8 protein-coding genes are annotated in these 12,923 nt (G+C 73.4%); 5 read left to right on the forward strand and 3 right to left on the reverse strand.

Annotated features, from left to right (window positions below; all coding sequences use genetic code 11):
- Positions 1–223 precede the first annotated feature (223 nt).
- The gene (locus tag MRBLMI1_RS06520) at positions 224–3,712 is read left to right on the forward strand and encodes a family 43 glycosylhydrolase (protein WP_367728542.1); all 3,489 of its coding nucleotides are present in this window, start codon (positions 224–226) and stop codon (positions 3,710–3,712) included.
- Between the two features lie 138 nt (positions 3,713–3,850).
- On the opposite strand, the gene MRBLMI1_RS06525 is transcribed toward MRBLMI1_RS06520, so the two are convergent.
- Both MRBLMI1_RS06525 and MRBLMI1_RS06530 read right to left on the reverse strand, forming a co-directional pair.
- The gene (locus MRBLMI1_RS06525; RefSeq protein ID WP_367728544.1) at positions 3,851–4,669 is read right to left on the reverse strand and encodes an ABC transporter permease; all 819 of its coding nucleotides are present in this window, start codon (positions 4,667–4,669) and stop codon (positions 3,851–3,853) included.
- Positions 4,666–5,727, reverse strand: coding sequence for an ABC transporter ATP-binding protein (locus tag MRBLMI1_RS06530; RefSeq protein WP_367728546.1), 1,062 nt, complete (start codon positions 5,725–5,727; stop codon positions 4,666–4,668). The genes MRBLMI1_RS06525 and MRBLMI1_RS06530 overlap by 4 nt, the downstream gene beginning before the upstream one ends.
- Before the next feature lie 179 nt (positions 5,728–5,906).
- Between MRBLMI1_RS06530 and MRBLMI1_RS06535 the strand changes: the two genes are divergently transcribed.
- Together MRBLMI1_RS06535 and MRBLMI1_RS06540 are read left to right on the forward strand one after the other, a co-directional pair.
- Positions 5,907–6,974 (forward strand): enoyl-CoA hydratase/isomerase family protein, encoded by a 1,068-nt coding sequence (locus tag MRBLMI1_RS06535; protein WP_367728548.1) that lies wholly within the window; start codon positions 5,907–5,909, stop codon positions 6,972–6,974.
- 356 nt (positions 6,975–7,330) lie between these two features.
- Positions 7,331–8,257, forward strand: a complete 927-nt coding sequence (locus MRBLMI1_RS06540; protein ID WP_367728556.1) for a DnaJ domain-containing protein — start codon at positions 7,331–7,333, stop codon at positions 8,255–8,257.
- A 51-nt stretch (positions 8,258–8,308) separates the two neighbouring features.
- On the opposite strand, the gene MRBLMI1_RS06545 is transcribed toward MRBLMI1_RS06540, so the two are convergent.
- Positions 8,309–9,973 carry an ABC transporter ATP-binding protein gene (locus tag MRBLMI1_RS06545; RefSeq protein WP_367728557.1) on the reverse strand — a complete coding sequence of 555 codons (1,665 nt, stop codon included), beginning with the start codon at positions 9,971–9,973 and terminating at the stop codon, positions 8,309–8,311.
- Between the two features lie 381 nt (positions 9,974–10,354).
- On the opposite strand from MRBLMI1_RS06545, the gene pxpA reads away from it, so the two are divergent.
- Positions 10,355–11,107: a 5-oxoprolinase subunit PxpA gene (gene pxpA / locus MRBLMI1_RS06550; protein ID WP_367728561.1), complete on the forward strand. Its 753-nt coding sequence runs from the start codon at positions 10,355–10,357 to the stop codon at positions 11,105–11,107.
- Positions 11,101–12,699 carry a 5-oxoprolinase/urea amidolyase family protein gene (locus MRBLMI1_RS06555; protein WP_367728563.1) on the forward strand — a complete coding sequence of 533 codons (1,599 nt, stop codon included), beginning with the start codon at positions 11,101–11,103 and terminating at the stop codon, positions 12,697–12,699. Before pxpA ends, MRBLMI1_RS06555 begins: the two co-directional genes overlap by 7 nt.
- Positions 12,700–12,923 lie beyond the last annotated feature (224 nt).

A 12,923-nucleotide genomic window follows, 5' to 3' on the forward strand; every position in this document is an offset into this window, starting at 1 on the left:
TCCTTCGCATGGACGATCGACCCGGAGGGGGTCGGGGATCGTCGTGATGTTACCGCTCACTAATGCCGGGGCACAAGGGATCCCGCCCAGCGGCGGTGCGGGCCGACTCTGGACACCCTCGATATGTTGCCGCTAACATCTCGACCACGCGGATCCCCCGGTCCGGTCACTCGCCGTCGCCACGGAGGGTTCCGCGTGCGAACCGAGCAAGGGAGCCGGATTCATGCGAACTCGACGACGCCTCGCGCTGCTGACCGCCTGGGCGGTCGGAGCGGCGACGCTGGTGGCAGCCCCGGGAGCGGCGTCGGCCGCCGTCCCGGACGACGGACTGGTCGCCGCCTACGCCTTCACCCAGACCACGGGGACCACCGTCCCCAACACCGCGCCCGGGTCGTCCTTCGGGCCGGCGACCGTGCGCAACGTCCAGTCCACGGACTGGACGGGCACCGGCCTGACCCTGCGCGGTGGAGCGAAGACCTCCACCGGCAACTGGGTCGAGCTCCCCGACGGCCTCCTCGCGGGGGAGCGGTCTGCGAGCGTCGTCGCCGAGGTCAAGGCGTCGTCGGCGATGCTCAACGGGTTCCACTTCCTCTGGAACATCGGCAACGAGTCCGCCGCCACCGAGTACTTCTTCGCCTCCCTCAACTGCGCCTCCGGGCGCTCGCCGCTGGTCGGCGTGAAGTCCGCCGGCGTCGAGCGGCTGGTCCCCTCCGGCTCCTGCGGCGTGACCGCGGACCAGTGGGTCAACGTCGCCTCGATCGTCGACGGGTCCACCGGCCGCGCCTCGCTGTATATCGACGGCGTCCGCGTCGCCGACGGGGCGATCGACCGCACCCCGGCCGACGTCGTCGACCAGTCGCTCAACACCATCGGTCGCGCCCCCTGGCCCGACCCGCTGTTCCAGGGCGCCGTCTCGGCCTTCCGCGTCTACGACCGCGCGCTCACCGGCAGCGAGGTCGCGGCCGGAGCGGAGGCGGACGCGCAGACGCACGCCGCCGAGCTGCAGGCCGGCGCCCGCGCCGTGCTCGACGGTCTCGCTCTCGCGGACCGCACCACCTCGACCGACATCGACCTGCCCACCGCGGGCGGTCGCGTCACCTGGACCTCGAGCGACCCCGGCCTCGTCGCCGCCGACGGCACCGTCAACGCCCCCGTGGCGGGGCAGCCCGCCGCATCGGCTCGCCTGACGGCCACCGCGAGCATCCGCGGCGTCTCGGCGACACAGACGATCACGGTGACCGTCACCCCCTCGACCGAGACGGCGGCCCAGCGCGCGGCCCGGCTGGCCGAGCGCTTCGTCATCCCCTCCGTGCTCGAGGCGGGCACCGCCCTGCCGGCCGCCCCCACGGGAGCCACCGTCGCGGTGACCCGCACCGACGGCGGCATCGTCGTCCGCGACGGCGTCGTCTCGGGCGCGGACGGCGCGATCACGGTCCGGGTCACGGACGCGTCCACCGGCGCGACCGCCGACCGGACGTTCGCGATCACCGTGCTGCCGGCCGACGCGACCGCGCAGCTGCTCGCCTACAACCGCGTGCCGACCCGCGTCGAGGAGGCCAACAACGCCGACGTCGCCCTGAGCATGCACCTCGCCGTGTCGGATGCCGACGGGTGGGAGCCGCTGAACGAGAACTACGGCATCTTCTTCCCCAAGACGGCGGTACCCGTGCCGGCCAACGGCCCGCGCGAGGGCGACATCCGCAGCCTCCGGGACCCGCACCTGTTCACCCTCGAGGACGGCGGGTACGGCATCGTCGCGACCCGCACGGCCCGCGGAGGCGGAGCCGACGGCACGCAGACGTCGAGCGTCCTGTTCGCCCGCAGCGCGGACCTGCGGACCTACGACGAGGTCGGGATGGTGAACGTCGGCGTCACGAGCGGCGTCAACGACCCGGCGGCCGTCTACGACGCGGCATCCGACCGCTACGTCGTCTCCTGGACCTCGGACGCCGGCGCTGCGATGTACACGTCGTTCGCCGATCTGGCGGACGGTGCGACCCGCGGTGACGTGCGACGCGGCGTCGTGTCGGCGACCGCGGGAGCGGACGGCGCGGGCGTGCCGGACTTCGACTCGGGCAACACCGTGCCGGTCGACGCGGAGACCCTCGCCGCGCTCGAGGTGCGCTTCGGCCGCGTGGCGAACACCGGTGTCGCGGACCTCGCCCCGGTGAAGGTCGCCCAGAACACGACCCTGGATGCCGCGGCTCTCCCCGCCCGCGCGGAGCTGTCCTACTCTGACGGGTCGACCGCGACGCGCGCCGTGCAGTGGGATGCCGCGTCCCTCTCGGCCGTGGACACCACCACACCCGGCGTGTACGAGGTCACCGGCTCGGTGAAGCAGACGGAGTACGCGACCCCGTTCGCGGACGAACGCGCCGACCCCTCGGTGTTCCGGTACGACTGGAACGGCCGGCAGAAGTTCCTCATGATCGCCACCGAGGACATCTACGGCGGCAACATCGACCCGCAGGGCGGCGCCCACATGCCGATCCGCGTCGCGGACTCGATCGGCGACCTGTCCGACGAGGCGGTCCGCGCGGGCCGCAACGTCGAGGTGGACCTTCTGCGCCGCGGGGACACCGACGCCGACGGCGGGGTCATGACCGGATGCTTCTGGGCGCCCGAGTACCACGTCATCGGCGGCAAGCTCTCGATCCTGTTCATGCCCTGCTACAACGGCTCGAACGGGCGGCCGGACATGTTCACGGGCCAGGCGAGCATCATCCAGCTGAAGAAGGACGCGCAGGGTCGCGACCTCGATCCGGCGGTCCCGGCCAACTGGACCAAGGCCCAGAAGGTGCTGCGGTCCGGGGGCGGCATCCTGAACCCCGTCCAGACCATCTCGCTGGACATGACCTACTTCCAGGACTCGGGCCAGTCGTACTACGTGTGGCAGCAGCTTGGAGCGCTCTTCATCGCGCGCATGGACCCCGCGAACCCGACGCGTCTGACGTCGGAGCCGGTGCGCATCCTCGCGCCGGAGTACGCGTGGGACAACGTCATCGCCGAGGGGCCCAACGTCCTCGCGAAGGACGGGACGCTCCAGATGATCTACTCCGGCTCGACGGTGGGCGACACCTACACGACCGGTCTCGCGACCGCGAAGGCCGGCGCGAAGGTCGACCTGACCTCGCCGGCCGCGTGGACGAAGCTGAACTACCCGATCCAGAAGTCCGGGCTGTTCAACGGTGCGTGGCAGCTCGGCACCGGTCACGGCATGTGGTCCCAGGACGAGGACGACAACCTGCTCTACGTGTTCCACGCCCGCACCGACAACAACGGCCTGAGCGGTCGCGACATGTTCGTCCGCCGCGTCCACTTCGCCGCCGACGGTCTGCCGATCTTCGACATGGAACAGGACGAGGAGGTGGCCCCCGACAACCGCCGCGTGACGACGACGGTCGAGGTGGTGGCGGCCCCGCGCCTGGACGTGTCGGGGACGGCCGCCGCGCGCTGCGTGGCCGGCAAGGTCACCCAGGTGGTCACGGTGCGAAACGCGGCGACGTTCCCGGTGACGGTGACGGCGCAGGGCCCGTTCGGGTCGAAGGCGTTCGGGTCCCTGGCGGCGGGCAAGACGGCGTCGGCGGCGTTCTCCTCCCGTCAGGTCACCATCCCCGCCGGCACGGTGACGCTGACGGCCACCGCGACCGTCGACGGCAAAAAGGTCGTCGAGACGGTACCGCTGGACTACCCGTCGGCGAGCTGCCGCTGACACGGATCAGACCGTCGTGCCCGGGCGCTCCTCCGCCCGGGCACGACTCCGTTCAAGGACGGCTCCGTCCAAGGACGGCTCCGGCCGGGCGCGACTCCGTCCGGGCACGACTCCGTCCGGGGGCGACCTCGGTTGCCGTCAGTTGACGTCGCGGCGCCAGGTGGAGAGCTGTCCCACGAGCAGCAGCACCACGGCGTAGCCCAGCAGGACGAGACCACCCACCCACCAGACGGGCTGCTCGCCGCCGGTGGCCGACATGGCGGTGAAGATCGTCTGACCGACGAGGGCGTCGCTGGCGGCGCTCGGCAGCCAGCGGGTCACCTCGTCGATGCCGTCGACGAACCCTGCGGCCGTGCGCGCGATCGGCTCGACGAACAGCGTCACGGCCAGCACGATGACGATGGCGGCGACCTGGTTGCGCACCGCGGTGCCGACGCCGATGCCGACGAGCACCCACAGCACGTAGGCCAGCAGCATCCGGGCGACCAAGGCCCAGGTGTCGGCGGAGCCGAGGGCGGTGTCGACGCCGAACGCGGCCAGGGACCCGGCCCCGGCGCCCACGGCGGCGGCGATCCCGATCGCGCCGTAGAGGAGGCCGAGCAGGATGCCGACGGCGAACTTCGCCCCGAGCACCAGCCCCCGGCGCGGCACGGCGAGGAAGGTCGCCGTGAGCGTCTTGTGCCGGAACTCCGCCGTCACCATCAGCGTGCCGATGAGCAGCGGGAAGACATAGCCGACGGACGTCGCCGTGCTGTAGACCAGCGCGGCGAGCCCGTCGATGGGGATGGGCGGGCCGGACGACCCGGGCAGGCGACCGGTGGAGACCCCCGCGAAGGTCAGCCCGAGGAGCGCCGTCGTGAACCCGACGTAGAGCACCAGGATGAGCGCGAGCACCCACCACAGGGAGGTGGTGAACTGCTTCGTCAGCTCGGACCGGCTGGCGGCGACCAGGCTCATCGCTGCTCCTCGGGGGCGGGGGTGGGAACGGTCTCGACGGTTGCCGCGTCGGGGGCGGCCCAGTCCGCGCGCGCCGGGGCGGCGTCGGGCGCGGTCGCCTCAGGAGCGGCTGCGTCCTCCGCGGGAGCGGCGACCGGACCGGCGCCCGCGGCGCTCGGGTGCACGCGCGCGCCGCTGACGAGGTCGAGGAAGATCTCCTCGAGGCTCGCGCCCTTGCGCTGCAGGGACGACAGGGCGATGCCCGCGCCGGCGGCGAGGGCGCCGAGCTCGGCGGGCTCGGAGTGCCGGACGGTGACGCCGTTGCGCAGGACCTGATAGCCGATGCCGCGCTCGTCGAGCAGGTGCAGCAGGGCGTCCCGGTCCGGGGCGTCGACGATGGTGGCGTACTCGTCCGGGTCGGCGAGGGCGTCGATGTCGCCCTGGAAGACGAGGCGCCCGGCGGAGATGATGAGCAGCGCGTCGACCGTCTGCTGCACCTCGGCGAGGAGGTGCGACGACACGAGGACGGTGCGGCCCTCGTCGGCGAGGGAGCGCAGCAGCGAGCGCATCCACCGGATGCCTTCGGGGTCCAGGCCGTTCGTCGGCTCGTCGAGCACGAGGACGCCCGGATCGCCGAGCAGGGCGGCGGCGAGCCCGAGCCGCTGCCGCATGCCGAGCGAGAACCCGCCAATGCGGCGGCCGGCGACGTCGGCGAGGCCGACCAGCCCGAGCACCTCGTCGATACGGCGCGAGGGGAGGCCCGCGGCCTGCGCGAGGATCGCGAGGTGGTTCGCGGCCGAACGGCCGGGGTGGAAGCTGGACGCCTCCAGCGCCGCGCCGACCGTCTGAAGGGGGTGTTCCAGGTCGGCGTACGCGCGGCCGCCGATCGTGGCGGTGCCGGAGGTGGGACGGACCAGCCCCAGCAGCATCCGGAGCGACGTCGTCTTGCCCGCGCCGTTCGGGCCGAGGAAGCCGGTGACCTGACCCGGGGCGACCCGGGCGGTGAGGCCGTCGACGGCGGACACCGCGCCGAAGCGTTTGGTCAGCTCCGCGAACTGCAGAACCTGGCCGTCGGGCATGCGGGACCTTTCGTCGGAAACGGGCGTTCTGTCCATCCTGGCCGATGGGAGGCCATTTCCACGAACGCCCGCACCGGCGGCATCCGATCCGCGCCGGCCCCCGTCACGCACGCATCACCGGGCGCGCGGCGCGGAGGTCGTCGCGGGGGCGGACGTGACGGGGAGGTAGCGTGGCGGGCGTGAACGAGCAGAACGGTGACGAGGCCCCGGTCCTGGTGCGGACTCGCCGCGGTGTCGGCCACCTCACCCTCCACCGCCCGCGCGCGATCAACGCGCTCGACCTGGACATGATCCGACGGCTCTCCCTGGCCCTGGACCGCTGGGAGCACGACGGCGACATCGACGCCGTGCTGCTCGACGGTGCGGGCGACCGCGGCTTCTGCGCCGGCGGCGACGTGCGCGCGCTGTACGACATGGTCGTCGAGGGCCGCGTCGACGAGGTCCACGCGTTCTTCCGCGAGGAGTACGCCCTCGACCACCGCATCGCGACCTACCCCAAGCCGGTCGTCGCGATCGCCGACGGCATCACGATGGGCGGCGGCATCGGCCTGGCCGGCCACGCCCGCATCCGTCTCGTGACCGAGTGCTCGCGTCTGGCCATGCCCGAGACGCGCATCGGCTTCACCCCCGACGTGGGCGGGTCGTGGCTGCTCTCCCGTGCCCCCGGTCGCCTCGGCGAGTACCTCGCCCTGACGGGCGGGACCATGGATGCCGCCGACGCCCTGTACGCCGGATTCGCCGATCACCTCGTGCCCGCGGCGCATCTGCCGGCCCTCTCCGAGGCGCTGCAGAACCGGGCCGACCCTTCGACCCCGACGGAGCTCGTGCTCCTCTTCGACGAGACGCCCGAGCCGTCCCGGCTGCAGGCCGCGCGTCCGTGGATCGACGACGCCTTCGCGGCCGACGACGTCCGCGGCATCCTGGGACGCCTCCGCGACCGGCCGGAGCCCGAGGCGCGCGAGACGGCCGACCTGCTGGAGGCCTCGGCGCCCCTGGCGGTCGCGGTGACGCTCGAGGCGGTGCGGCGTGCGCGGGCGCTGCCGTCCCTCCGCGCCGCGCTCGCCCAGGAGTACGGACTCGTGCTGTGGTTCGCCACGACGCAGCCAGATCTCCGCGAGGGGATCCGGGCGCAGCTCGTCGACAAGGACCGCTCGCCGTCCTGGACGCCCCGCCGTCACGAGGACGTGTCGCCCGACCTCGTCGACGAGGCGTTCGCCTTCGCCCCCGCCCCGCCCCTCTGGGGCTAGCTCCCCGCCCCCTGCCCTGCCCTGCCCCGCCCCGCCCCCTGCCCTGCCCTGCCCTGCTCGTGGCCGTGAGTGGGCGCAGATGTACGCGTGATGCCGCCCCCGGCGTACATCTGCGACAAGTCAGTGCTGGAGTATTCCCGCCGGTCTCTGCCCGCTGCCCTTGCCTCATGCCGTGAGTGGGCGCAGATGTACGCGCGACCCCGCCCCCGGCGTACATCTGCGACAAGTCAGCGCTGGAGAACACGCGGCCCAGCGTTCCCCGATGGCGTGCACGGCTCGCGCACAGGACCGGCCCGTCGCAGCCGTCATAGGCTGAACGGTGCCGCATCCGCGCGGCGGAACGGAAGAATCCCACAGTGTTCGACAGTCCCATGTCGCTCTCGGCATACCAGGTGCTCCGCGTCGAGTCCGACGTCGACGACGAGGGCCTGCGCCGGGCGTACCGCGTCCGGCTGCGCGAGACGCATCCCGACACCGGGGGCGATGCGGCGCTGTTCGTGCAGGTGCAGCGCGCCTGGGAGCTCGTCGGCACCCCCGAGGCGCGGAGCGCCTACGACCGGGGCCGGACGACCACCGCGACCGAGTGGTCGGGAGGGCCCGCGGCATCCGCCCCCTCCGCCCGTCCCGACACGCGCCCCCGCGCCCGCGCGTACGGCCAGCCCGGCGGGTGGCGTCGCGAGCGGTACCTGACCCTCATCCGGGAGTGGGTAGGACGGGGCGTCGAGATCCCCGACCCGTACGACGCCGCGCTCGTGCGCTCGGCGCCGCCCGAGATCCGGCACATCCTCGCCGACGCGCTCGCGGAGGAGGAGACGGCCCGGCTCGTCGCCGATCTCGGCATGGGCTACACGGTGTGGCACGACGTCTTCGCCGACCGCGACGGCATCGACCCGGAGCAGAAGGTGGACCACCTCGTGCTCGGCCCCAGCGGGCTCTACGCGATGCTCAGCGAGGACTTCGGCGGCGCCGTCGGCGTCCGTCGCGGGGAGATCTCCGGGCCGAACGTCATCGGCTCCCCGGTCACGCAGCTCGTCTCGCGGACGCGGGTCGTCGCGCGCGCGGCCGGGGTCCGCTTCAGCGGCGCCCTGGTGGTCCTGCCCGACGACGACATCCACGACGCCGTCACCGAGCTCGGCAAGGTCCGGGGCACGCCCGTGGCCCTGGTCACCCGCAGCGCCCTGACGACCTTGCTCCGCCGGGGGTTGACCGGCGCCCGCGAGGTCGGCGGCACCGAGCTGTTCGACATCCGCACCCGGCTGCAGCAGCGCGTCCGGCACGTCTGAGCCGCGTCCCCCCGCCGTTCGCGGCCGCGGGGGAGGCGGCATCCGGTGTCCTCAGCCGGCCAGGCCGAGCTCGTTCCCCGGAATCGACGACAGCAGGCGGCGCGTGTACGGGTCGCGCGGGTTCGTGAAGACCTCTTCGCTGGATGCCGCCTCCACCAGACGGCCGTCCTTCATGACGCACACGTAGTCGCTGATGAGCCGGACCACCGCGAGGTCGTGCGAGATGAAGAGGTAGCTCAGGCCGTACTCGCGCTGCAGGTCGCCGAGCAGCGTGAGGATCTGCGCCTGCACGAGCACGTCGAGCGCCGAGACCGGCTCGTCGCAGACGATGAGCTCCGGGGAGAGGGCGAGGGCCCGGGCGATCGCGACGCGCTGGCGCTGACCGCCGGACAGCTCGGACGGGTAGCGGCGGAGCATGGATGCCGGCAGGGCGACGTCGTCCATCAGCTGGCGCACCCGCTTGGCGCGGTCGGCGCGGGAGCCGCGCTTATAGAAGTCGAGGGGCTCCTGGACGATCCGCTCGACCGTGAACATCGGGTTGAGGCTCGAGTAGGGGTCCTGGAAGATCGGCTGGACCTTCTGACGGAACTGCCGCAGGGCGTCGCCCTTGAGAGCGGACACGTCCTGACCGTCGAAGGTCATGGTGCCGCTGGTCGGCTCCACGACCTTCAGGAGCATGCGGGCGGTCGTGGTCTTGCCGGACCCGGACTCGCCGACGATCGCCACGGTCTCGCCGCGCGGGATCGACAGCGACACGTCGTCGACGGCGCGGAAGTCCTCGCCCTTGCCGCGGGTGGGGTACACCTTGGTGAGCCCCGTGATCTCGACGATGTTGTCGCGGGCGGGGGAGACGGATGCCTCGCCCCCGGTGCGGAAGTCCTCCGGGCGCAGGCGCACGGCGGCGACCGACGGCGCGGCGGCCACGAGCGACTTCGTGTAGGCGTGCTGCGGGTCCTCGAGGATCTGCCGGGCGGGACCCTGCTCGACGACTCGGCCGCGGTGCATGACGACGACCTTCGACGCCCGCTCGGCCGCGAGGCCCAGGTCGTGCGTGATGAGGAGGACGGCGGCGCCGAGCTCCTTCGTCTGCTTGTCGATCTGGTCGAGGATCGTCTGCTGGACCGTCACGTCGAGCGCGCTGGTCGGCTCGTCCGCGATCAGCAGACGGGGACGGCACGCGAGACCGATCGCGATGAGGGCGCGCTGACGCATACCGCCGGAGAACTCGTGCGGGTATTGGGTCGCCCGCTTGGCGGCATCCGGGAGTCCCGCCGCCTCGAGCGCCTCGACGACCTTGTCCTTGACGTCGGACCGCTCGGCCAGGCCGTGCGCGAGCAGCGTCTCGGCGACCTGCGTGCCGATCTTGGCGACCGGGTTGAGGTTCGACATGGGATCCTGCGGCACGAGGCCGATCTGACGGCCGCGCACCTGGCGCATGCGCGCCTCGCCGAACGTCGTCAGATCCTCGCCGTCGAGCAGGATCTGCCCGCGTGCGACGCGTCCGCCCGAGGCGAGCAGGCCGATGATGGCCATCGCCGTCGTCGACTTGCCGGAGCCGGACTCGCCGACGATCGCGATCGTCTCGCCCGCGTGGATGTCGAGGTTCACGCCGTCCACCGCGCGCACCGGGCCGTCCATCGTGGCGAAGTCGACGGCGAGGTCGCGGACCGACAGGAGGAGGGAGGATGCGGGGGGACCGGCGACGTCGGAGGTCATCCCCCCATCCTGCCCTGCGGCGCGCTCCTGACGCGGACGTCCCGCGCGATCGTCACGCGCCCGTAACGTGCGGCCGGTGCTGGGGTTGTCGGGGAGGGGAGGGGATGCCGACGGCGGAGGAGGCTTCGCGGGGTGGGGGTCCTCCCTTTCCGACATCTCCTCCCGTCGGCGTCGGCGTTCTGTGTCGGGGAGGGGAGGGGATGTCGCCGGGGGAGGATGCTTCGCGGGGTGGGGGTCCTTCTTTCCCGACATCTCCTCCCGTCGGCGTCGGCGTTCCGTGTCGGGGAGGGGAGGGGATGCCGCCGGGGGAGGATGCTTCGCGGGGTGGGGGTCCTCCCTTCCCGACATCTCCTCCCGCCCCCTCGCGGGTAGCGTGAGCGCATGCGCGTGGACCTGAACGCCGACCTCGGCGAGACCGTCGACGGCCGTCCCACGGCGGACGACGCGGCGATGTTCCCGCTCGTCTCCAGCGCGAACATCGCCTGCGGCGGCCACGCCGGGGACGCGGCATCCCTGCGTCTCTCCGTGGCGCGCGCCCTCGCGGACGGCGTCGCCGTCGGCGCGCACCCCTCGTACTTGGACCGCGCGAACTTCGGACGCGTCCGCCGCGACCCCCCGCCCGCCGAGCTGCGTGCCAGCGTCGCGGCGCAGCTCGACGCGCTCGTCGCGGTAGGAGGGGACGTCCGCTACGTCAAACCGCACGGGGCGCTCTATCACGCGGTCATCGACGACGCCGCCCAGGCCGCCGCGGTGATCGGGGCCGTCGCGGACCTCTCCGCGCGCCTGGGCCGCCCCCTGCCCCTGCTCGGACTCCCCGGCCGCATCTCCGACGCCGCCCGTGCCGCCGGCCTGCCCTTCGTGCACGAGGCGTTCCTCGACCGCGGATACCGCCCCGACGGCTCCCTGGTCCCGCGCGGCGAGCCGGACGCGCTCGTCCACGACCCCGCCGTCGTCGCGGCCCGCGCCGTCCGGCTGGTCGCGCGCGGTGAGGTCGAGGCCGTCGACGGCACGATCGTCGACGTGGATGCCGCCTCCCTCTGCCTGCACGGCGACACCCCCGCCGCAGTCGAGATAGCCCGTGCCGTCCGCCGCGCCCTCGACACCGCGGGGATCGAGGTGCGCGCGCCGTGGTGACCGCGGCGATCCGCCCGATGGGGGAGCGGGCGGTGCTCGCGGAGGTCGACGACCTCGCCGCCGTCCTCCTGCTCCACGCGGCGCTCGCCGCGGATGTCCCCGCGGGGGTCGAGGACCTCGTGCCCGCCGCCCGGACGGTGCTGATCCGCTTCGACCCGGCCCGCCTGCCCCGCGCCGCCGTCGTCGCCTGGGTGCAGGACGCGGCGTCCTCTCCCGTTCCCGACGTCACGGCGGCCTCACCCGTCGTGGAGGTGGCCGTGCGCTACGACGGCCCCGATCTCGCCGAGACCGCGCAGGTCCTCGGCATCCCTCCGTCCGAGCTCGCCCGCCGGCACGCCGCCGCGGGCTGGACGGTCGCCTTCACGGGCTTCGCCCCCGGGTTCGCGTACCTCGTCAGCGCGGACTGGCCGTTCGAGGTGCCACGGCTGGCGCGCCCGCGGACGCGCGTCCCCGCGGGGTCGGTCGGTCTCGCCGGGGAGTTCAGCGGCGCCTATCCGCGCGAGACGCCGGGCGGGTGGCGGCTCATCGCCACGACGGCGGCTCCCCTCTTCTCTCCGGATGCCGCCGAGCCCGCGCTCCTGCCGCCGCGCGCACGGGTGCGGTTCGTGCCCGAGCGTCCGGTCGTGAGGGGAGGCGTGCCCGAATCCCCGGTGGTGGAGGGAGGGGATGCCGCGAGCGGAGGAGCCGCGACCCCTCTTCCGTCCTCCGCCGGCCGCATCTCCTCCGCCGAGCGCGGCGCCGCACTCGCGGTGCTCGCGCCAGGGCCGCTCACGACGGTGCAGGACCTCGGCCGGCCCGGGCGCGCGGCGCTGGGAGTCGCGCGGTCCGGCGCGCTCGATCGCCGCGCGCTGCGCGTCGCCAACCGGCTGGTCGGCAACGCCGAGGACGCCGCGGGTCTCGAGGTGTTGCTCGGCGGGTTGCGCGTCCGCGCCCTCCGCGACACGTGGGTGGCCGTGACCGGGACGCTCGGCGACGTCCTCGTCGACGGCAGAGCGATGGATGCCTACCGGCCGCTGCTCCTCCCCGCGGGGGCCGAGCTCGCGCTGGGTGCGGCGCGGGCGGGCCTGCGGTTCTCGGTCGCGGTCCGCGGCGGTCTCCGCGCGACGACGGCTCTGGGATCGGCGTCCCGCGACGTCCTCGCCGGACTCGGGCCCGAGCCGCTGCGCGCGGGGGACGAGCTGGTCGCGGCCGACGGAGAGAGGCATCCTGTCCCCGCCGTCGACGTGTTCCCGTGGACGGTGCCGCCGTCGGAGATCGACGTCCCCCTCGCCCGGGGGCCCCGCGACGAATGGTTCACCGTCGCCGCGCGGGAGCTGCTCGTCGATGCGCGGTGGACCGTGTCGTCGGACGCCGATCGGGTCGGGCTCCGTCTGGACGGTCCGGTTCTGGAACGGCGCGTCGAAGGAGAGCTCGCGAGCGAGGGGATGGTGCCCGGGGCGCTGCAGGTGCCGCCGCACGGGCGGCCGGTCGTGCTGCTCGCGGACGGCCCGGTGACCGGCGGGTACCCCGTGATCGCGGTGGTGCGGGACGACGCGCTGGACGCTCTGGCGCAGGCGCGACCGGGCGACATGGTGCGTTTCCGGCGGAGCTGAGACGGCTGGCGCGCCGGACGCGCGACGGCGACGGGGCCCGTTCGACGAGTGGATCGCGGAATGCGCCGGGGGCGTGCGCGGTTATACCGCAGGTACGCAAAGTCGTCAAGAATTCGACTGGACACGGCGAGTCCTCCCGCGTATGCTTGGACTTTGCGCTCCCAACTTCCCCCTGCCCTCATATGGTGGTCGGCTGTGCCTGTGCGTCCCCGCTTCACCGCGGT

It is taken from the genome of Microbacterium sp. LMI1-1-1.1 (assembly GCF_040815675.1).
GTDB lineage: Bacteria > Actinomycetota > Actinomycetes > Actinomycetales > Microbacteriaceae > Microbacterium.